The sequence below is a fragment of the Aquirufa esocilacus genome, from assembly GCF_042715595.1.
Classification (GTDB): Bacteria; Bacteroidota; Bacteroidia; order Cytophagales; family Spirosomataceae; genus Aquirufa; species Aquirufa esocilacus.
Genome location: NZ_JBBKXX010000001.1, coordinates 394,198 through 416,616, shown reverse-complemented (window position 1 = coordinate 416,616; position 22,419 = coordinate 394,198). Strand labels below are relative to the sequence as shown.

Below are 22,419 nucleotides of genomic sequence, written 5' to 3'. Positions count from 1 at the left end.
CATTAACGTTTAGGTATTTTAATTTTTTCACCCTCCTTTAAAAGGTCCTTTTCAGTTAATTTATTATACTTAAGCAAGTCTTTAATAGCTACTTTGTATTTTTTCGAGAGACTATAATAGGTGTCTCCCTTAGCCACTTTAATTTCAGTGGGATGAGATTCTGACTTATTGTCGCGCTTTTGTTTTTTAGGCAGCAAGGCTACAATCTCTAGGGAATCTGATTTTATTACCTCTTTTACCAGCTCTTTTTTGATAATAACAGAATCAGCTGGCTGGGATACTTTCAATACTTTCTTCGGTTTATTATCCGTATAAACCCGTTTCAAGTGATTATCGAATATTTCAATATCCATTAACTTATCTGTTGAAATTTGATCTTTTTCAAATTGATATAACCAATCATACATTTGTTTGGCATAAAATACACGCGCAAATTCACCATGCCCATAATTGGGAAAACTTGAAAAACGAGTCAAGTTTGTTTCGCAACAATTTTGAATCGCATTATAAACTTTTTCTGACTCTGAATGTGGCACAGCAGCATCATTTTTTCCATGCATAATCCACAAGGGAACTTTTGCTAAGGACTCTGCCATTTTTACATTACCGCCACCACATAAAGCCATAGCAGCCGTTACTTCTTCCGGATAAGTTCCCACAAAATCCATCGTCCCATATCCTCCCAAACTCATCCCCACCACATATACTCTGCATTTGTCAGTCGGGTAATTGGAATGAACATAATCTAATAAAACTTTTAATTTATCAGGTGACCACGATTGGCCGGATGGTACCTGAGGAGCTATTACATAAGCATCTACCGTTCGTCCTCTGTGAATTATATCATCAATAATTCCATATTGTTTTACCTTATTTAAATTATTACCTGATAAGCTTCTACCATGTAAAAATAAAATAACTGGTTTGATCTGATTTTCTTTGTTTTCCGGTTTATGCAGCAAAAAATTATAGGTATTTTCCACTTGAGTAAAGGGCACCACTTCTTGCGCCTTGAGGACAAGGCTTGCCCAAAAAATCAGACCAAAAACAAGTGTAATTCTCATTTATATAATTTTAAACTTGTAAATTTTATTACCCCTTGAACCGATGATCAATTGATCATCTAGGACGGCTGGACTCGCTTCAAAATTACTCCCTAGATTTTTAACAAAAATCTTCTCGCCCGTCAAGCCATCTATTAGATAAATATTACCAACTACATCCCCAATTAAAACAATGGGTTCCCCTTTCTTCGTATAATACCCCACAGGAGAAGACCAAGAATAGGCATTTAATTTAGTGGTAAACCGAACTTTTCCCGTTCCTTTTTCTAAGGCGATTAAATGTCCAGAATGACTATTTCCTGGCTGAGAAATACTGACATAGAGTAAATCATTTGCCTGGTGTTTACCCAGCAATGGAGTGGACAACATTCCACCGTTAAAGGTTTTTTCGCCTGCAAAGACAGAATGAGCGGGCATTTTATTTAACCAAACTTCTTCTCCCGTAAGCGCATTCAATTTCCTCAAAAACGAGAAACCCGTAGCCCCTTGTTTGTCTACCTCACAACCAATGTATACGTAAGGTATCCCCTTTTCTTCTTCTAAAACGATGGTAGCATCTGAATCATCTACATTATCAAAATACCAAATTGGTTTTAAGTTAGATAAGTTCACACAAACTACGTTACCTTGGTTATCTCCAAAATACCCATAGTTTTTATAGACCGCCATACTCGATTCAATGCCCAGCGAAGATTTATTCGGTTTCTTAGAATGATAAACTAACTTCGAATGTAATTTATACTTCCCATCTAACATTCTAAACTTATACAACATGCCATTTTCACCTGGCCAAAAATAGTAATTTCCCACCTTTATGGGAGAACTATCAAAAGCTCCCCACCCCCTGTGAGCATCGCGATCAATACCGGAAACGAAAGTGTTTAATTTCCCTTTAAAAACATCAAAAATCCGAAACCCAAATTCCCCCGTCTCATTAATTCCTTGTCCAACAAATAAATGACCTGTATAATCCGGGTCAAACATCGCCGTTCCTTTAATGGGATTATACGTATCGAGCGACGGCCTAACTGGCTGTCCATTTTCAAAATTCAAAAAATAAACTTTGCCACATAATGAACTAATAATTACCTCCTTGTTTGCCTTGGGTTTGTGAGCTAAGGCACTTGCTGGTATACCCTTATAATCCCAATTAACCAATAGAGGCTGGCCCGTCCACCCATTTCCACCACCCCATACACCAAATTTTGTTTTCTTCCCATCATAAGAGGTAGAAAACTCCCACTCCATCTTAACGGCTTTCGGCCTTTCATTTAAACGTCCCTCGGAAACCATATCCCGACTTAAAGCACCTCTAAATCCTAAAACACCCTTTTCGGCATCATATTTAGACGTTATACTCCCTAACCCAGGACCAGCAGAATCCACTAATTTGATTTCATAGGTTAACTGATCTGTTACACTTTTCAAAGAGACATCAGGTAATAACGCGACTGTATCGCGTTTGACCTGAACGACTTTTTTTACATCCTCTTTCTGATTACAAGAAAGAAGTGAAGTAAAAACAAAAGAAAAAATCAATAACCTCATCTATTTAAAATTGTTATTCCGTAAAGCTCTAGCTGCATTTTGATTTCCTAACCCCGCTGCCCTTTTGAAGGCTAATTGAGCGTCAGTTAATTTATTTAGCTTCAAATAAGTATAGCCTAAATTGGTATAGAATATTCCCATATTTTCGTTCGAATCATATTGACTTGCTCCTAAGGTCGTCGCTTTTTTATAATCAGCTGCTGCGTAGGTATACATTTTCAATTCCCCGTAACAGATCCCCCTTAAGTTGTAAGCGTAAGCAGAATTAACAGGGATTTCACCTTGGAATGAAGTAGTTATATCATCAATGGCATCACTATATGAGCGATTTTCCATTCGACAAAATCCTCTTTCTAAGTACCATTGTGATTTGCTAAATTCAGTAGAATTTAAGTAGATGATTTCAGACGCGGCATTGATAGCTTCTGTCCAATTCGATTGCCCTTTATAGAGTTCAAATTTCAATGACAATGCCCTGTATTTCTCTGAATTGTTTGCATAAAGGATAGCCTTGTCAATATATTCAATTGCATTATAGTTGCTATTTTGATCTTTGTAGTTCTCCGCAATTCCAAGTAATGCATTGAAATTATTAGGGGATTTGCGTAAAGCTTTCTGATAATCTAGTAATGCTTCGCTATACTCTTTTGCAATTCTGTGTCCATTTCCTGAGAGCACTAATTGCTGTGCATCATAGGCAGAAAAATCAATTTTCTTGTCAGCATACCAAGTCAGAAAATCAACAGAGGCATAAATCGTAGCGCCTTTATAAACTAAAGTCAAGTATTCTTTATAACGGAAAATATCACTAATTTCCCCCTCTAGCAATTTCATTTTATTGGCTTGAATAGCGTATTCGGTTAGTTTTCCAGCCCGATTAATCAATACTACCCGATCATTATCTAACCAGGTCATAATGGCAACACCGTCCATAATTGTTTGACCTGATTTTGATAGTAAAACAGCGTTAAATTCTTCGTCTGATATTTTAGTAACAGCAACCGCTAGACCATTTCTAAACGGAGTAATGTAATCATAGACGAATGGTATAATTATTTTGCCATTTTTATCAATGGATCCCACTTTTTCTCCAATGGCAACATTGGCTAAACCACCTGCAAAATCTCCAATTGAGTTCGTGTAAACGGGGTCTAAATTCAAAGATTTTGTTTCCTTAAAACAGTTAACAAAAACATAATCTTCTTCCTCTGGATCCATTGGTACATCACCCTCCCCCATTTCATTCAGATCAGGTATAATATATTGCCCTAATACCGTATCATATGGCCGAGGTAGTGCATCAACATTATCATAAACCGTGGATATAACCAATTTGCCCTCTTTATTGATATACCCTATCTTTCCTGACAATTTAATTTGTACTAAACCCTCAGAAAATTGACCCACTTCTTCATATGCTAAAGGACTGATTAATTTGTTTGATTTTAGGCCAAATAAGTAATAGGTCGGTTTGTCAGCATAAGGTGTTTTGTTTAAGGCAAAAATGTCCTCCCCCACATTTAGTATACTTTGTTTGTCAAACGGAATCATTACTCGCCCCAATGAATCCAATAGGCCCTCTTTTTTCTCAGCATTTTCTGCAACAAAATAGCCCGAACCTACTGAGCGCAAAGAATTATAAATAGCTGGAATAGCAAATTTTCCTTGCGGGTTTAAAAAGCCATATTTTCCTTTACTCATAGCAATACGAGTAAAGTCAATAGATGCGCAAGGAATACTAAGTAATTGGCCTTTTGAGTTCGCTAGATTGTATACTTTTTTATCTGCACTCACGATGAATTGATCCGGTCCAATAGCGTAAAGTTCTCTGTATTTATTTTCCATCAGAACTTTGCCTTTCAAGTCCATTAAACCCATTTTAACGACTTTCCCTGTTTTAACTGAAGTAATTAACATGGAATCACCTAAAGCATCTAAATCATCAAAAGTAGGCTGAATAACGGTTTCACCTTTGCGATCCATCATGCCCAACTTACTGCCTAATTGAAAGATTAAATGAGAAGAACCCACAGGCCAAAAACAATCATAGGTAGCCAAAGTAATAGATTCACCCAGCTTATTAACAACCCCTTTTTTACCTAAATTGGATACGACAAACAATTCCTTATCAATAGGCTCTATGCTCTCATAAAGTGATTCAGATACAAAGGCTCTGCTTTTAGGATCATACAATTTATACTTTAGGTTCGATGTCAAATAAGGAACGACTACTTTAAGTCGTTCAATAGCTACCAATGCGTCCCCTTTTTTATCACTGACCGGGTGTGCTCTTAAAAACACCTCATATCCAACACTTGAATCTTCCTTAACCGTACTTATCCAATCAAAAGTCTCAATTTTTTCTAATGCTATTTTTCGTTTATCTGACTTAGGATACGAACTTACGAATGAAGTAAAACTTTCTTTCGTATTTTCTTTTATGGCTAGATCCCAATCCAACAACTCGATAGCTAATTGTGCCTTATCGACTAAATCGGAGCTGGGGTATTTACGAATGAAATCCCGGTAGGCTTGCTTTGTGTTCAAATTACTCGCGTCGTTGTAAGCAATAAACCACATTTTACCTTTTGCAATCGCTAGCTTTTTAGAGCGAGGGAATTTATCAATGAATAGCTGGTAAGAAGCAATAGAATTCCCTTTTAAAGCAACTGCATAATTAATCGATTCTATACTATCTTTTGCTACAAAAAACTCATCTGAATCAGGGTATTTTTTGGTAAAATTACTATAGCCTATTTCCGTATTTTCGGCTAGCGTAAGATCAAAGGCTACTTTATTCCGTAATAATTTCGCTTCTCCGACATGCGGACTTTGGTAATGATTTACAATAAACCAATTAAGATTTTCAATAGAATTATCCTTTTTGCAAAGGCCATAGAGACGATCATCTAATTCTTGACCAATAATAGGAAAATCGGAACTACAGATTTGCAACTCTTCACAAAAGGAAGTTTTCTTTTTTTCATCCGCATCTTCTGCGAACATTGTTTTCGAAAGCTGCAACAAATGAATAGCCGAATCAACGTCCGCTATACTTTGTGCCATTTTGGATTGTAATAAATGTCTAAAATAGATAGACTCATATTTAACTCCTACCGAAGTTTCATAGGTAACGATCCTTTCCAAAGCTTTATCATAAGATCCTTTCTCAATGTAAGCTTTCGCATTTTTTAAATGACGTTCTTGCGAAAATCCGCTAAAGGTAATAAAAAGCAAAAAGGATAAATAGAATAAAAAACCCCTCATCAGTATATTTCGTTTATTAAACGCGAAATCGAATTCGCAGCCTAGTATAATCCATTTTAAAATTAACACTAATTAAATTTTTCTCATAATTTCGCATTAACAATCAATTCTTATGAAAATATCAATACCCTACTTCGCACTCCTTTTAGGATCTTTATTTTTAACATCTTGTGAGTCTAAAAAGGACAAATCCTTAGCCGATTCATTGGCGGCAGATTCTTTAAAAGCCAGCCAAAAAATCGAGATCCCTGATTTCAAAAAAAGTTTTGAGGGCTCCATCAACAATAAATACCAGATCACCATGTCTCTCACCAAGACAGGGAAAGTATTAAGTGGTAGCTATGCCTATGCGTCCATGGGTAACTCCTTTAATTTGTCAGGCACTATCGAAGACGATGGGACGATTGTTTTAAATGAATATTCTGCCACCAACGTTCTTCAAGGTATTTTCAACGGCACTTACCGTCCAGAGGGAATCAGTGGAACTTGGAAAAAACCGACTAGTGATAAATTAATGCCTTTCTTATTGACTGAAAAAGCCCCTACAATCAGTGACGCATCCGCTTCTTGCATGGAAACTGAATTTGAAAATGAGGAGGGACATGGAACAAAGAAAACCTGCTTATTTAATGATTTTAAAACAGTGAGTACCGGGTATGCGAATGATCGCAATGGGAAAATGTATTGGATCTATGAAATTTTCCAAAACAAGAACGGAAAATACGTTAAAATTCAAAACTCCGCTTTGTTCAATGTTGAACAAAAAGAGCTATTGAAATTAATCAACGAGCGCATCAAGCGCGACTTTACCGTTTATTCGACTGAAGCGGAAACAAGAGATTGCTTTAGCGACTTTGGTAGCCTGCCAGTCTATAAAATGAATGATTTAGGAATAGATTTCAATAATGATGAAATCACATTTCATATCGAATTTAACCTTCCTGAAGCTTGCGATGCGGTGGGTGGCACCTCGGTAACCTTTAAAATTGCCGATATTATAAAGTACTTGAATTAAGCACAACGGTCAAACTCCGGGCGCCATGAGCCCCTATAACGAGAGACTGCTCGATGTCAGCCGTCTTCGATGGACCGGCTAAAAACAAGCCAAATCCGGAATTCATATTACCTAGTTCCTCATAAGCAGCATGCATGTGAGGAACTATTTTTTTGACATGGATCACTAAATGTTGACAAATAAATGGTGCCACTCGATGAGGAAATGCTTCTTCTGTTAGCCAGATTGCCCCGTTCTCTGCTACTCCAAATTCTCCATCAATCTCCAACACCTCCACATCCGCTAGACTCAATCCATCCATGGTTTTATCATAACGTCGACGACCTGGAAATTCGATTTCCAATTCTTCAGCAGTCAAAACACGCGCTCCTACCACCTCCAAAGAAGCTTTAAAATCAAAATCATCCGACGCCCCTTTAAAGTCTCCTGGATGATTCACTGGTTCGAGTGCCTCCATTTTTCCTAAAATTTGTTCTCTTGCGCTCATCGTTTCTTGTACCATTCTTGAAAACTCTCCTTGGGCGCTATAGGCATCTCCCTTTGTTTATACCAAGGATTTAATCTTGTATTCAACACTCCCGAAAATCTCCGCACTAACGCCCCCCCTATTCGGTAAATCACCGGATGAGCTAGGGTGAAAGCCATCAATTTCATTCCGATAGTTTTGCTGGACGGTGCCAATCCAGCTGCCATTAAGTCTTGACGCCAATACCATAATTGCTCGTGGATATTAATTTTGACAGGACAGACATTAGAACATGAACCACATAGGGTGCTTGCAAAAGGTAAATCTGCGTTCGATTTCTTATCTATATTAGGAGCTAAAATAGATCCAATCGGCCCCGCAACGGGCTGGTGATAACTATGTCCCCCGCTTCTACGATAAACGGGACAAGTATTAAAACAAGCCGCGCAGCGGATACATTTCAACGAATTCATGTATTTCGGATCGGCGAGTTGACGTGTGCGGCCGTTGTCTAACAAGACGATGTGCATTTCTTGACCCTGCTGAGGTTTTTGGAAATGAGAGGAATAGGTCGTAATTAACTGACCCGTGGCGCTGCGTGCAAGCAATCGTAAAAACACAGCTAGATCTGCACGTTTAGGAATAATCTTTTCAATACCCATACAGGCAATATGGACTTTCGCTAAATGCGCTCCCATATCCGCATTTCCCTCATTCGTACAAACGACGAATTCGCCTGTTTCTGCCACAGCAAAATTCACTCCGGTAATGGCCACTTCCGAGGCAAGGAAGTGCCCGCGCAAATGCTGACGGGCTGCCTCTGTCAAAAACTGAGGATCCTTGTTTCCTTTTGGTGTACCTAAATGCTGATGGAATGTCTCCCCCACGTCCTCTTTCTTCAGGTGAATAGCCGGCAACACAATGTGACTTGGCGCTTCCTTTCTGAATTGAACAATGCGTTCACCTAAATCGGTATCTACGACCTCGATACCTTTTTTTGCCAAATAATCATTGAGATGGCATTCCTCCGTCAGCATCGATTTACTCTTCACTAGGACTTTAGAACCTTGTTCGGCAATTATTTGGTGTACAATCGCATTATGTTCCGCTGCATCTGCCGCCCAATGCACACGTATTCCATTCGCTTGCGCTTTCGCTTCGAAAGCAATTAAGTATTGATGTAAATTTGCTAAGGTATGATCTTTGATTTGAGAGGCGTGTTCACGCAAGGCTTCCCATTCTGGCAATACCATCGCGGCTTTATCACGTTTTTCGCGGACAAACCACAAGGTTTCATCATGCCAATCCGTCCGGTCCGTATCCGCAATAAATTTCTCCGAAGCTTCAGCGTGGCTACTCATGATTCAATATTTCTACGATGTGTTTCACTTGGATATTAGAACCTTGACGGCGTAAAATCCCTTCCATGTGCATCAGGCACGAGGTATCCGCTCCCACAATATATTCCACCGCATTCGCATCGTGTTCCTTAATTCGGTCCTGCCCCATCTTCACCGAAACGGCTTCTTCAGTAACACAGAATGTTCCACCGAAACCGCAGCATTCATCTACCCGTTCAGGTTTTAAAATTTCAACACCTTCCACTAGTCCCAATAGATCTTCTAATTTCGAAAAAGGCTTTTCATTGCGCTCTGTCATGGAACTCAAACGTAAACCACGTTGTCCGTGGCAACTATGATGCAATCCAACCCGATGTGGGAATTTTGCAGGCAAGTTCGAGATCTTCAAGATATCCGTTAAAAACTCACAAATCTCGTAAACCGAATTCCGTATTTTCTCCGATGGATGATGCTCTTTTAGGTGTAATACGCAAGAACCGGATGGCCCCACGATGTAATCAAAACCGGCAAAATTGTGAGTAAAATTAGTATCACAACCCTCCGTGGATGAGGCAAATCCTGAGTTTGCCATCGGTTGTCCACAACAAGTTTGGTCTTCAGGAACGATCACCTCGCAACCCAGTTTTTCCAATAATTCCAAACTCGCCACCGCTACTTGTGGATAGAATTGGTCAATATAACATGGAACAAAAAGGGCAACGCGCATCCTAATACCGTTTCAATTGAATTAAATTTTGGGGTAATTCCCCATCGTAAACCAGTAAAGCAGCCCCTAAAGCACTCGCTTGGGCAACTTCTGCGGCATACACTTCTACATCTGGAAAGGCACGTGCTAGTAAGCGCATGTACCATTCGTTTTTACTAAAACCGCCATCGACAAGCAATTGTTTGACCGGTGCCTCTTTCAGCAACAGGTTCAAACTACTGATTTGTTGGCCTACCAAATCTACCATGAATTGGTCATATGCCGAAGCCAAATCTGTAAAATCAGTTAAATCTCGTGAGGCGAATGCTGATTCAAAAACGGAAGATGCTTTCGGTTTTAAGTCATACACTTCGTTTGAAAATTTCAAATCGGTAAATGATCCGCCAAAATGCGCCTCCATCCGAGCCACCTGCTCTTCATGAAAATGTCCCCCGAATAAGCGAGAGGCCTTCACCGGTTTTCCGTTTGGCTGTAAATAAGACAAGACATCTTGTTCTAATTCCTCAGCGCTTAACGGAGATTCATTGAAAGGATGCATCGCAATGCACCAAGTACCCGTGGATAATAGTACAAATTCATCCGAAACCGTGCGCAAATAGGGAACTAACGCAGCGGAGGAATCATGCAGTCCGAGACCATAATGAATTCCATCTATGTCGATAAAACCTGCAGCAGAAATAGGAGCTAATCGATCTTCAAAAGAAGTGACCCAAGGATGGTATTGCCCCTTGTCGAAATCCCATAGAGCTGTATGGCAACCGATGGATGTAATCTCTGATAAAAACTTACCCGTAAAAAGGGATGCGAGGTAATTGGGAAAATGAAAGGCTTTGAATACCTCCGACCAAAAAGGCTTTGAACGAGCCGCATATACCTGCAATCCCGAATTCAGATTCCCTAAAATGGGCGACGCCGTTCTACGGGCAAATTCCGCCTCACCTCCAAAATCTGCATAGGGAAAAGGCTCTGAAGCTGGTTTCAAATAATTATACAAGGGCGCCACCGGCTCCCCCGTTCGATCCACATACACAAACGAAGCACCATAGGCAGAAAAATTCAAGCCGATGAGTTCAAATTCAGGCATTTGGCAAAGCTCCATAAACGTAGCAACAATCCATTGTTGAAGTGCCGGCAAATCCTCACAAGGAAATCCATCCTCATCTACCATCTCCGCAAAATGCTGTTGTTTCTCAAACACAATCTGAAACGAAGTATCCCACAGAAAGACTTTTTTATTCGTCTTTCCAATGTCAAATACCGCGATGACAGGTGTTTTAACGCTCATATTATAATCCCGTCGCTACCGTTTTCGCACCGCGAGACTTGATAAGTTGTTCTCGCATTTTCGCCTGACGGAATAAGGCAATCGGATCCAAGGCTCCGCCTAATTCCAAACGTGCTTGCGCCACTAATGCGCGTACATCCGTACGGAAAACAGCCTGTAAAATCTCTTGGCAACGCACCACATCATTCGCTTCGCGTGCTGCCTCTAAAGCTTTTCTATCCACTAAAAGCGCCTGTGCATAGGCGATTTGAATCGCTTCCACCGATTGCAATAAATCTTCTAACGGATCCTTTACATTGTGTGAGGCGTCGATCATCCATCCTAGGTCTTTCGCATGATTCATTCCTTTCGCGTCCATCCCATCCACTAATTCGTTAAAAATTAGGAACAACTGATAAGGTTTGATTGAGCCAGCCGTCAAATCATCATCGCCGTATTTCGAATCGTTGAAGTGGAAGCCGCCTAATTTACCCTCCATCAATAAGATCGAAACGATTTGTTCAATGTTGGCATTGGGTAAATGGTGTCCTAAATCGACCAAGGTCTTCGCCTGCGGTCCTAATTTATTCACCATCGAATACGACACACCCCAGTCACCCACGGTCGTCGAATAGAAGTTCGGTTCGTAGGCTTTGTATTCCAAATACAAGGACCAATCAGCCGGTAAAGCCGCATAAATCTCCCGTAAACTATCCACCGTGCGCTCATAGGCGTGACGAAAGTTCAGTTGGCCTGGAAAACAAGAACCATCTGATAACCAAACGGTCAATGCCTTAGATCCAAGAGAGACCCCCTGCTTAATCACCTCTATGTTATGATCAATCGCCTGTTTCCGAGTTGCAGCAGAAACATGTTGCAAGGATCCGAATTTATAGGAATGCGCTTGATCCGCTTGATCTTGAAAGGTATTTGAGTTCACCGCATCGAATGCCAAACCAAGTTGGGCAGCTAGCGTGCGAATCGCGGCGGGATCCGTAGGGATATCCCAAGGAATGTGCAAAGAAATCGCGCCGGATGACTGATTCAGGGCGTGCAATAAACCCACATCAGCGATTTTCTCTTCCAAATTACGCGGTTCGCCTCCGCCGGAGAAGCGACCGAAACGCGTTCCTCCCGTGCCCAAAGCCCAAGAGGGAATCGCAATTTGAAAATCCTTTAATTTCTGCAAAATGCCAGCTGGCAAGTTCACCTCGGATTTCAAGAAATCCAATCGACGGGTATGCCCCGCCAATAAAGCATCGTTATGGTTCGAAATATTCATTGTCATCATTATCTTAAAAATCCTGCGGCTACACCACCATCCACGTTTAGCGCATTTCCAGTCGACTTATTCAATAAGCCACCCACGAATGCGAAACACGCGTTTGCTATATCATCCGGTAAAATAGATTCATTTAATAGCGTTCTTTTAGCATAATAGGCTGGCAATTCAGCCACGGTGATGCCATAGGCTTTCGCGCGACCTTCGGCCCATCCACCTGCCCAGATATTGGAATCTGCGATCACCGCATCTGGATTCACCGTATTCACCCGGATGTGATCCGGTCCTAATTCAGCGGCTAACAAACGTGTCATGTGAGCCTGAGCTGCTTTCGCACTGCCATACCCGACGTTATTAGGTCCCGCGACAAAGGCATTCTTCGACACGATGTTAACAATATCTCCGCCTAATCCTTGCTTACGCATGACAGCAATCGCCGCCTGCGAAACTAAGTATTGGCCCTTCACTAAGATGTCATATAATTTATCCCAGTCGGCCTGCGTATGCTCCAGGATTCCTTTTGAGATGGATATTCCCGCATTATTCACGATCAAATCTACCCCACCAAAATCCAAACAAGCCTGCTTCATTGCTGCCTCGATTGATTCTTGATTCGTTACATCGGCAATGACTGTCGAAACGACGTCTTTCCCAAATGAGCTAATAAACTCTGCTTTGGCCTCCGCCAAACGATCGGCATTCACATCATTTAAAATCACGCAAGCGCCTTCTTGAGCCATCTTTTTGGCAATCGCCTTACCGATTCCCCCACCTGATCCAGTCACAAATGCGACACGTCCTGAAAGTGCTTTTGGCTTCGGCATGCGTTGAAGCTTTGCCTCTTCTAATAACCAATACTCGATATCAAAAGCCTCCTGACGAGGCAAAGAAGTATAGGATGAAATCGCCTCCGCACCACGCATTACATTGATGGCATTGGTATAAAACTCAGCGGCAACGCGGGCTGTTTGTTTGTCTTTGGCAAACGTAAACATCCCCACACCCGGGTATAAAATCACGACCGGATTTGGATCGCGCATCGCCGGTGAATTCGCGTGCTTGCAGGAATCGTAATACGATCCGTACATGATGCGATAATCCTCGAACAAGGGCGTCAAGGCCTCCACAGAAACATCCGATCCCAAGACCAAAGGCGAAATTTTCGTCCGCAAGAAGTGATCCGGGCAAGAGGTCCCTAATGGTGCCAAACGATCTAAATCATTCGAATTAATGAATTGTAACACGCGCTCATCGTCGGAGAAGTGTCCCACCATTTGAACGTGCGACGAACAGAACCCACGAAGAACAGGTGCTAAGGCAGCAGCCTTCGTTGCACGCTCTTCCGCAGAAAACGAAGTCATCCGTGCCCCACCAAAAACAGTAGCCGTTTTCGACTCAATATATTCCGCACATTTTTCAATGACCTCTAAGGTATTCACGTAACATTCGTAAGACGTATCGCCCCAAGTAAATAAGCCGTGTGAGCCTAACATGATGCCGCGCAATTGCACACCGCGCGATGCTGCTTCGTCTAAACAGGTTTTTAATTGCAAGCCTAAATCGAAGCCTGGTCGTTGCCAACCTACCCAGCCGATTAATCCGCCAAACAAGTCTTTCGTGATTTGCTCGCCATCTTTTGACGCAGCAATCGCAATCGCCGCATCTGGATGCAGGTGATCGATGTGTTTGAAAGGTAAGAAGCCGTGCAAAGGTGTGTCGATGGACGGGGCTTTGGACGACAAATCAAAAATGCAATGATTGAACAATTCCACCATCTCATCTTCGTGTTCCAAGCCACGATAGACATTCGTCAACGAACGTAAACGATCCACGTACAAAGCCGCACAGCCTGACTTTTTCAAGGTACCAATGTCGCCACCGGAACCTTTGATCCACATCACTTCGGTTTCTGAACCCGTTAAAGGGTCTTTGTCCAACAATTTCACCGAGGTATTTCCCCCGCCGTAATTCGTGATACGTAAATCCGCGCCTAAAATATTCGAGCGGTAGATGAATAAGTCGACTTCATTCCCTGCGAGTGCCGCTGCTTTAGCGTCGTCCCAGAGATAAGATACGTGTTTGTACATGGTTCTATTTTTTTCTTAAAACTACAGAGGTAAAAGCGGCTAACCGTCCTATCCTACCTAGGGATAGTCAAATTATTTTTGGGTATTTATATTATTTTTTCCAGGCTTCAAGGGGTATTTCTTTCCTTGCCAAACAAAGCTCCCACTAACCGTTCCCGGCAATGTTATTGAAGCGCTTCCCGGCTTGTACTGCACCTGAATTTCACCCTGCGGATGAGGCACAATACCCTCTGCTTGCGAAAGTTCACCTAAATGCGGCTCGATTTTTACTTTAGCAAAAGCCGGCGCATCTGAATCCACTCCTAATACAATACGAAAGAATTCGATGTTCGGGCTAGAGCCCCAAGCGTGACAATCCGATCGCGATGTAGAAATATCCGATGTTTCCGCCCAGGTTGTCAATCCCATGTCAATGTTTTCCTTCCAGATAGAAAGCCATTTCAGGTAGTCGTTGCCTTTTCCTGCTTTGGCCAAAGCTAAATGCAGATAATACTTAAAATAGATCGTCGCCTGTGCCATATTTTTATCAGCTAGCATTTTATCTGCCACATCGGTAGCCGGCATTTCTGCTAAAATCGCTAACGAATTCGCATGCTGCGAATACTTATCATGTACCTCCGTATCGGCATATAATCCGCGGCCTGCATCCCAGTATAGTTTTTGCAACACAGGCTTTAACGCTTTCACTTTCGCTTCGTACTTAGCCGCCATCTCCGGATACCCAAAATACCGTTCTAGTTCAGCCGCATTTTGCAACACCCAACTATACTGAAAATCAATTACCGCCGAACGACCCGATGGTCCTACCGGCGCAATTCCCCGTGGCCACGCATTCACCCAGTCAGAAAACGTCCAATAAGGGATATTCTGCAAGGTCCCATCTGCCCCTTCGAAACGGGCAAAATAATCCAAGATGCCGCGCATGCCGGCCAATTTGTTCTTCAAAAATTGAGGATCTTTTCCATAACGCAAATAATCATGCAACATCCCGATGTACCACAAGGAGAACGTCGGAATTTGTTGGTGCAAGTCTGTAGGATAGCGACTCAACGTAATCCCCTCCGCAATACGCGAATGATCCATGTGGTCGAGAGCCTGACGCACTAAACGCTCGTCTCCCGCGTAATATAAACTCACAAGCGCCTGAATTCGAGCATCGCCAATGTACTGCAGTTGTTCGTAATAGGGACAATCCATGTAGGTTTCCATGGCACACAAACGTGCTGTTCGGAATCCTACATCGAGTAACTGAGGAATCAATGGATTATCAGTTTTCAATGAAGCCTTTGCCTTAAAAGGGAAACCCGTAAATACACTCTTGAAATCCTGTAAAGTCAAAGCCTCCGCTTCTGTCTTCACCGTCAAACGCACATAGCGAAAGGTACGGTAAGTCATCGATTCAAAGGTATGGTCAGCCCCATCAGCGATTAGGCTGTCTTTACGACCTAACCAATATTTGTTATCGATCTCATTCCGATTCCCTTTGTGATTCCCATTCTTCGTCGTAGTGCTTAGCGCTTTCTTTTCATAGAGTCCCTCCGCGTAGGTGAGGCCAATTTTGGCATCTTTCCCTCCGCTAAACTTTAATTGGGGATAAGCATTTGTTAAGACCCCTTGATCGATCCAAAGATCCACCGAAGTATTTGGCATCACCACTAATGCGCTACCATGAATTAAATCGCCCTCGCCTTTGCGAATGGATGCAAACCGTTGTTCCTTCATTTCCATCGATGGAATCGCAGATGGATACAACATCCAGCCACGCGCGTCAATGGACGCTCCTTTCGTTAATCCAGGACCTAAAGATTTCGCAGAAATAAAAGGCGACCAGCCTTTGGCATAGTCTTGCAGTTCTCCTGCACCAGCCACATAATAGCCTGGGACGCGAACGGCCAAAGGGCTTATTCCTAGATTCTTAGCCACTTCCCAGCGAACGTTGGTATTGAATGCGGCAAAAGCCTCCTCATCAGACTGCAAAATAAATCCTGTCGCATAAGATATTTGGGCTTCGGACTTCCCTTTCCCTTCATTCCAAACCAAAGCCTCCACGGTATTCTCCCCTGCCTTCAAGTAAGGCGCAATGTCTAGTGTCTCAAAGTTCCAGAAATACAAATCCCCTCGTGCCGGTCCTGCAGATACCCAGGTCCCATTCACATATAACTTATAGCGATTATCACCGGAAACGTGAATAATACATTTCTCTGGCTTAGCTAACAAAGGGACCTTGTGCTGAAAGCGGTAAACTCCGTAGTCCTTCAACCCAACTAAGTTATACGCGTTCGCTGAATTTTCCGCATACGTAATCCAGGAAGCCTTCCACGGTTTATTCCAAAGTTCTGGTTTCAGATTTTGGGTATTGGCTGCAGGGCCTACAAGTAAAAGGAATAGGAGGAATTTTTTCATCGGTTTAGAAGATATGCGTTAAAAAAAAAGACGCGACAAGCGCGTCTCTCAAAATCTATTTCTTTTTCTTCGGTTGCGCCATATCCATATAGTCTACGACCAAACTACTCAAGGCTTTCACCCCCACTTGGAAATGACCTTCATCTAAATGAAAGTCTGGCGTGTGGTGTCCAGCTACTTCGTCTGCTTTCTTGTTATTTGGTCTCGCTCCTAAAAAGAAGAAGAAGCCAGGAACTTTTTGTTGGAAGAAAGAAAAATCCTCTGCCCCAGTGTGAGCAGGAATCACGCGCACTTTATCTTTCCCATTTACTCCTTGCAACGTAGGTAACATTTTCTCAACTAATCCCGGATTATTATACGTCACTGGATATCCTGTACCTATGGTCACATCAGCTTTTCCACCACCACTCTCAGCGATGTTTGTTGCGATGTCCTTAATGCGTTGGTGCACTAATTTGCGCTGTTCTACTCCAAAAGTCCGAATCGTTCCGATCATATGCGAAGATTCTGGAATGATATTTTGGCGAATTCCACTGTGAATGGCACCCACAGTCACAATCGCTGGGTCTTCCGTAATATTTACGGAACGCGAAACGATGGTTTGCAAGCCCATCACGATTTGCGAGGAAATAACAATCGGATCGACACCCGTCCAAGGACTCGCGCCATGCGCTTGCTTTCCTTTGACTTTAATGTCAAGTTGATCAACGGCTGCCATCGTGGCACCTGGCTTGTATTCTATGACCCCATTTTCAGATCCAGAGGCAACGTGTAACCCAAAAATAACATCGACTTTCGGATTTTCTAAAACACCCTCCTTCACCATTAATTCAGCTCCTGCTAGAATGGTTTCTCCTTTATCGTTGTAAACACCTTCTTCAGCTGGTTGAAAAATAAACTTCACCGTACCTGCTAAATTCGCTTTTTCAGACGCCAAAATTTCCGCCACCGCCATCAAAATAGCCACATGAGAATCGTGTCCACAGGCATGCATCACACCCGTTTTTTGGCCATTAAATTCTGTTACCACTTTCGACTTAAAAGGCAATTCTCCACGCTCTGTTACCGGCAAACCGTCCATATCAGCACGTAGTGCTACGACAGGCCCCGGCTTTCCTCCTTTTAGAACACCCACCACACCAGTAATACCCACTTTCTCTTGCACCTCGATGCCTAGAGAGCGTAAATGTGCCGCTACAATTCCGGCGGTGCGCACTTCCTGGTTTCCTAGTTCTGGGTGTTCGTGAAAATCACGGCGCCAAGCGATGACCTTATCTTTCAAGGCATCGGCTTTTTGAGCAATAACAGGTTTTAAAGAAGATTGTGCATCCGATAGAAAGGGTGCAGCTAATAGTAGTCCTAAGGCAAGTTTTTTCATTTCTATTTTATTTATATCCCCATCCGCGCATGATCGCGATGTTTTCTTTCATACAATCCAATGGTTTTAATCCTTGGTAGGCTTCTTGTTCGATGATAAAGTGTTTTGTTCCACCTTCCTTATCGCCTAATTTAACTAAGGCTTGTACATCGATTTGACCGGAACCTTTCCCTAAAACAGTAGATTCGAATTTCTCATGTCCTGCCGACGAAGGCACCTCGTCCTTCACGTGCATCGACACGAAACGACCTGGGAATTTCTTCATCACTTCTGCAGGAATACCGCCACCGTTGATCATATTACCTATGTCTAACTGTTGCGCCACGAGCGTAGGATCCGTGTTATTCAACATGATGTCGTACAATAATTCTCCCTCTAATTTCTCCGAGAACTCGAAATCGTGATTGTGGTAGCCAAATCGCATGCCGGATTTTTGGCATAATTCCCCTGACTTATTAAAGATATCCATGTACTTCAACAACAGGTTTTTATCCTTGCGAATCCCCATATCGATGGACGGACTAATCACTAATTCCTGACCCATAACCGCGGCATCTTCTACCGTATATTTCCAAAGATCTGTAAAGTCATTTTTCGCATCATCCCAGTGCAGTTTACCCATCACCGTATGACCTGAGGGCATTTTCATCCCTAAATCATCCAGACGCTTTTTAAATTCCTTCGCCTCCCAGCCATAAAATTTACGACCGATATAGTTTGCGTGCTCCACATATTTGTAACCCATTTCTGCCAAAGCATTCAAGGTAGCTTGTGGATCCTTGCGCATATCATCGCGCACGGAGTACAATTGTACCCCTACTAATTTCTTGTATTTAACTGCTGCTAAAGCTTGCAAAGTAGGGGAAGCAAAGGCTAAAGCCCCCAGTCCCATCGCAGAATTGCGTAAAAAGGAACGTCTAGATTGATTCATATTTGATAGGTTTATTTAGAACTTCAAGCTACAAATTCTATTTCTATTTTACAAAATTCACGTAACTTCGAAAGATGATGCAGCCTCTCGCAGAACGAATGCGCCCCACTACCCTGGATGAATACATCGGTCAAGAAAAGGTCGTGGGTCCGAACGCGCCTTTGCGAAAAGCGATTGAGGCGGGGCATTTGCCGTCTTGCATCCTTTGGGGGCCTCCAGGCGTGGGTAAAACGACGCTTGCAACTTTATTATCTGGCGCCTTGAAGCGAACGATGTATTCGCTTTCTGCGGTGCAATCAGGGGTAAAAGAAGTGCGGGAGACGTTAGAGCTAGCGAAGAAGAACCGGATGTTCGAAGCGCAATCACCCATCCTATTCATCGATGAGATTCACCGTTTTTCGAAATCCCAGCAGGATTCCCTATTAAATGCGGTGGAGAAAGGGATCGTCACCTTAGTAGGCGCGACTACAGAAAATCCCTCTTTTGAGGTTATCTCGGCCTTATTATCGCGTTGCCAAGTCTATGTGCTAGAATCGCTTTCAAATGAGCACCTGCATACGATGCTTAACAAAGCGATCGCTACGGATTCGCTTTTCAAGAATAAAAAAATTACCCTAACGGAGACTGATGCCTTATTCCATTTTTCGGGTGGTGACGGTCGTAAATTATTGAATCTTTTCGAGCTATTAATTACCACCGAGGGAGGAAACGAGCTCGAGGTAACGAATGCCTTAGTTACCGAACGATTGCAAAAGAACCTAGCGCAATATGACAAAGATGGCGAGCAACATTACGATATCATTTCGGCGTTTATCAAATCGATCCGCGGATCTGATCCAGATGCGGCGGTGTATTGGTTAGCGCGGATGTTAGTGGGGGGAGAATCCTTAGAGTTTATTGGTCGTAGATTGTTAATTTTGGCCTCGGAAGATATTGGTTTAGCTAATCCCAATGCGCTTTTATTAGCCCAATCTTGTTTCGATTCCATTCGAGTGATCGGTAATCCAGAATCCAGAATCATTTTATCTCAGACGGTTATCTATCTAGCCACTTCGCCCAAAAGTAACTCCGCCTACAATGCCATCAACAAAGCCATGGCCTATGTGGAACAGACAGGCGATTTGCCCGTGCCGTTGCATTTACGCAATGCGCCTACGCGGATGATGAAAGATTTGAATTATGGAGCTGATTATAAATACCCACACGATTTTCCGGGCAATTGGGTGGAGCAGAATTACTTTCCTGAGGTTCCTTCGAGACCGATCTTTTACAAACCGTCTGAACAGGACAAAATTAATCGTGGCACTCCATCAAAATAAGCGCCCCGCTCTCGTACGAAATTTTCACGATTCCATCTTCACGCGCCTCATTGCTCGAACTCGTCTGAGTTCCCAGGCGCAACTCAGGGTGGTTTAAATCGTAGACTAAACCGGATGATTTTACTTGAAATGCTTCGCCATAAGGCATAAGTGACAGCGGAGTTCCTGCCGGATACCACTTTTCAAACGTGGGAGGTAATAAATAAGAGGTTGAATAATCGTCGAAGAACACAATCTTCAATTTTCGACCATAGCGCACTAGCGAATGAAAATTATTCAGCGTGTGATCCATCCGCTTTCCAGACGCCCAAACGACATTGACAGCTGGGTAACCCTCCTCTAGTAAATATTCAAAAGCTTTTTCTAAGTCTGTCAAATTTTGATCCGGCGTATGCACCTTCTTCAAGGGATAATCACTGTAATCCGCTGCCTGCGCGTGATCGAAGTCGCCTAACCAGACGTCTACTTTGATGCCTAGCGAAATGACTCTCTCCAACGCCCCATCCAGAACCACCACCGTAGGCGACCATTCCAATAATTGTTCCACCAAATCCAACGAGCAAGCCTCCCCATTCGCGATGATCAGCGCGGGTTCTTGTTTGTCTCGGATGATGTGGTGAGAAGACATATTAGGCTTTGAAATCAGACTTACCGCCAGATTTGGAAATTAATTTGGTCTCTTTGATGACGATACCTTTGGAAACCGACTTACACATATCGTATACCGTTAAGGCTGCCACAGAGGCACCTACCAGGGCCTCCATTTCCACTCCTGTTTTGGCCTCCAAACGACAAATACAGGTAATCACAATCTGATCCGCTAAAACTTCCGTCTCAAACTTACACGAGTCCAAACCCAAGGGATGACATAAAGGGATCAAATCAGACGTCTTTTTCGCTGCCATCGTACCGGCAATCACTGCGGTTTGAAGAATGCTACCTTTCTTGTTTTGCCAACCGGCTGCCTCGAAATGTTGCACAATTTCGGCCCCTAAATACACATTGGATTGGGCTTTCGCTTCCCGAACTGTTTCGTTTTTCGAACTCACATCCACCATTCCTGGGGTGCCATCCGATTGCAGGTGAGAAAAGTCAATTGACATAGCTGATTTGAAATTTAGAAGACAAAAATACGGGAGAATTAGCAAAAAATAGCGAAATTTAACAATTACGTAAAACAACAAACATGATCAGCCCTTTAGAAGCCATTGAACTCCTTAAAAACATCACCATTCCATTTCGCACCGAAAAATTACCTTTGGCGAAAACCTTAGGGATGAATATCGCCGAAAAAATTGTGGCAGATCGTGACTTCCCTCCTTTTGACCGGGCCATGATGGACGGTATTGCGGTAAAGGATATCACCGCACCTACGTGGAAGATTGAGGGTATGTTATTTGCAGGAGAACCGGTGAAAGCGATTAAAAAGATGGATGGTTCTTTGGAAATCATGACAGGCGCTACGGCCCCACGTGGCACGGAAGCCATCATTAAAATCGAGGATCTAAGTATCGAGAAAAAAATTGCGACTTATATAGGTAAAACACCATTAGAAAAAGGCCAATTCATTCACCTGCAAGGTGCGGATGCACCAGCTGGTTCCGTTTTAGTGAAGAAAAGAACGAAGATTGGGCCAGTGGAAATTGCGATCGCAGCGACCGTGGGTAAAGCCCATATTGAAGTAGAATCGAAGCCTCACGTGCACATTTTCTCTACAGGAGACGAAATCGTAGGCTTGCACGAGACACCGAAAGATCACCAGATTCGCAGTTCGAATGTGATGATGTTGAAGTCGGTGTTATTGTCCAAAGGTTTCAAAGCAAACTCAAGTCACCTACCTGATTCAGCGGAAAAAATCAAAGCTAACATCGATAAGGTGTTGGAATCAAATGACATTATTTTATTATCAGGCGGCGTTTCAGCGGGAAAAAAGGATTTAATTCCAAGTGTATTAGCCGAAGCTGGATTCGAAACTGTATTCCACAAAATAAGCCAAAAACCCGGCAAGCCGATGCTTGTGGCCACTCGTTCTGACGGAAAAGTTGTTTTCGCTTTCCCTGGAAATCCGATCTCAACGCTGACTTGTTTCTGGGTCTATTTCTTACCGTGGGTATCCGGCGATTGGGCTGAATACAACGTGAAAGAAATCAAATTCTTACCTAAACCCTCTGCGGAATTAGATCAATGGATCCCGGTAGAGAATGGAGAAGTATTAGCGCATAATGGATCAGGGGACTTAATTAATTGGTCTCGTGCAGATGGATTGGTTTGGCAAAAAGCCGGTGACAAAGCGAAGAAATTGCCCTATATTCCACTCAAATAAGCCCG

At 42.8% G+C, this 22,419-nt stretch carries 17 protein-coding genes; 3 read left to right on the top strand and 14 right to left on the bottom strand.

Going from position 1 to position 22,419, the window contains the following annotated elements; all coding sequences use genetic code 11:
- Positions 1–2: 2 nt before the first annotated feature.
- From SKC37_RS01735 to SKC37_RS01725, 3 genes are read right to left on the bottom strand one after another with little or no spacing between them, the layout of a single operon-like run.
- Positions 3–1,064, bottom strand: coding sequence for a LysM peptidoglycan-binding domain-containing protein (locus SKC37_RS01735; protein WP_377979811.1), 1,062 nt, complete (start codon positions 1,062–1,064; stop codon positions 3–5).
- Entirely contained in the window at positions 1,065–2,612 is a 1,548-nt protein-coding gene (locus tag SKC37_RS01730; RefSeq protein WP_377979810.1) for a PQQ-binding-like beta-propeller repeat protein, read from the bottom strand.
- Complete coding sequence (locus SKC37_RS01725) at positions 2,613–5,678, bottom strand: WG repeat-containing protein (protein ID WP_377979809.1); 3,066 nt, start codon at positions 5,676–5,678, stop codon at positions 2,613–2,615. It abuts the gene before it with no gap.
- A gap of 313 nt (positions 5,679–5,991) precedes the next feature.
- On the opposite strand from SKC37_RS01725, the gene SKC37_RS01720 reads away from it, so the two are divergent.
- A complete protein-coding gene (locus SKC37_RS01720; RefSeq protein ID WP_377979808.1) occupies positions 5,992–6,894 on the top strand; it encodes a hypothetical protein in 903 nt (300 codons plus the stop codon).
- On the opposite strand, the gene SKC37_RS01715 is transcribed toward SKC37_RS01720, so the two are convergent.
- The 9 genes from SKC37_RS01715 to SKC37_RS01675 form a co-directional block, all read right to left on the bottom strand.
- Positions 6,875–7,381, bottom strand: coding sequence for a LutC/YkgG family protein (locus tag SKC37_RS01715; protein WP_377979807.1), 507 nt, complete (start codon positions 7,379–7,381; stop codon positions 6,875–6,877). The two genes, SKC37_RS01720 and SKC37_RS01715, sit on opposite strands and share 20 nt — an antisense overlap.
- On the bottom strand, positions 7,378–8,721 hold the full coding sequence (locus SKC37_RS01710; RefSeq protein WP_377979806.1) for a lactate utilization protein B: 1,344 nt from the start codon (positions 8,719–8,721) through the stop codon (positions 7,378–7,380). Before SKC37_RS01710 ends, SKC37_RS01715 begins: the two co-directional genes overlap by 4 nt.
- A complete protein-coding gene (locus SKC37_RS01705) occupies positions 8,714–9,427 on the bottom strand; it encodes a (Fe-S)-binding protein (RefSeq protein ID WP_377979805.1) in 714 nt (237 codons plus the stop codon). The genes SKC37_RS01710 and SKC37_RS01705 overlap by 8 nt, the downstream gene beginning before the upstream one ends.
- 1 nt (position 9,428) lies before the next feature.
- On the bottom strand, positions 9,429–10,712 hold the full coding sequence (locus SKC37_RS01700; protein ID WP_377979804.1) for an FGGY-family carbohydrate kinase: 1,284 nt from the start codon (positions 10,710–10,712) through the stop codon (positions 9,429–9,431).
- Between the two features lies 1 nt (position 10,713).
- Positions 10,714–11,973: a sugar isomerase gene (locus SKC37_RS01695; protein ID WP_377979803.1), complete on the bottom strand. Its 1,260-nt coding sequence runs from the start codon at positions 11,971–11,973 to the stop codon at positions 10,714–10,716.
- An 8-nt stretch (positions 11,974–11,981) separates the two neighbouring features.
- Positions 11,982–14,060 (bottom strand): bifunctional aldolase/short-chain dehydrogenase, encoded by a 2,079-nt coding sequence (locus SKC37_RS01690; protein ID WP_377979802.1) that lies wholly within the window; start codon positions 14,058–14,060, stop codon positions 11,982–11,984.
- 72 nt (positions 14,061–14,132) lie between these two features.
- Positions 14,133–16,463 (bottom strand): alpha-L-rhamnosidase-related protein, encoded by a 2,331-nt coding sequence (locus SKC37_RS01685; RefSeq protein WP_377979801.1) that lies wholly within the window; start codon positions 16,461–16,463, stop codon positions 14,133–14,135.
- A 55-nt stretch (positions 16,464–16,518) separates the two neighbouring features.
- Positions 16,519–17,841: an amidohydrolase gene (locus SKC37_RS01680; protein ID WP_377979800.1), complete on the bottom strand. Its 1,323-nt coding sequence runs from the start codon at positions 17,839–17,841 to the stop codon at positions 16,519–16,521.
- Positions 17,842–17,848: 7 nt separating this feature from the next.
- On the bottom strand, positions 17,849–18,772 hold the full coding sequence (locus SKC37_RS01675; protein ID WP_377979799.1) for a sugar phosphate isomerase/epimerase family protein: 924 nt from the start codon (positions 18,770–18,772) through the stop codon (positions 17,849–17,851).
- 74 nt (positions 18,773–18,846) lie between these two features.
- Here SKC37_RS01675 and SKC37_RS01670 point away from each other — a divergent pair, with 74 nt between their 5' ends.
- Positions 18,847–20,091 (top strand): replication-associated recombination protein A, encoded by a 1,245-nt coding sequence (locus SKC37_RS01670; RefSeq protein WP_377979798.1) that lies wholly within the window; start codon positions 18,847–18,849, stop codon positions 20,089–20,091.
- Here SKC37_RS01670 and SKC37_RS01665 read toward each other — a convergent pair.
- Together SKC37_RS01665 and moaC are read right to left on the bottom strand one after the other, a co-directional pair.
- Positions 20,066–20,719, bottom strand: a complete 654-nt coding sequence (locus tag SKC37_RS01665) for a thiamine diphosphokinase (protein ID WP_223130301.1) — start codon at positions 20,717–20,719, stop codon at positions 20,066–20,068. The genes SKC37_RS01670 and SKC37_RS01665 overlap by 26 nt on opposite strands.
- Before the next feature lies 1 nt (position 20,720).
- Complete coding sequence (moaC, locus tag SKC37_RS01660; RefSeq protein WP_377979797.1) at positions 20,721–21,194, bottom strand: cyclic pyranopterin monophosphate synthase MoaC; 474 nt, start codon at positions 21,192–21,194, stop codon at positions 20,721–20,723.
- Positions 21,195–21,277: 83 nt separating this feature from the next.
- Between moaC and SKC37_RS01655 the strand changes: the two genes are divergently transcribed.
- Positions 21,278–22,414 carry a molybdopterin molybdotransferase MoeA gene (locus tag SKC37_RS01655; RefSeq protein WP_377979796.1) on the top strand — a complete coding sequence of 379 codons (1,137 nt, stop codon included), beginning with the start codon at positions 21,278–21,280 and terminating at the stop codon, positions 22,412–22,414.
- Positions 22,415–22,419: the final 5 nt, after the last annotated feature.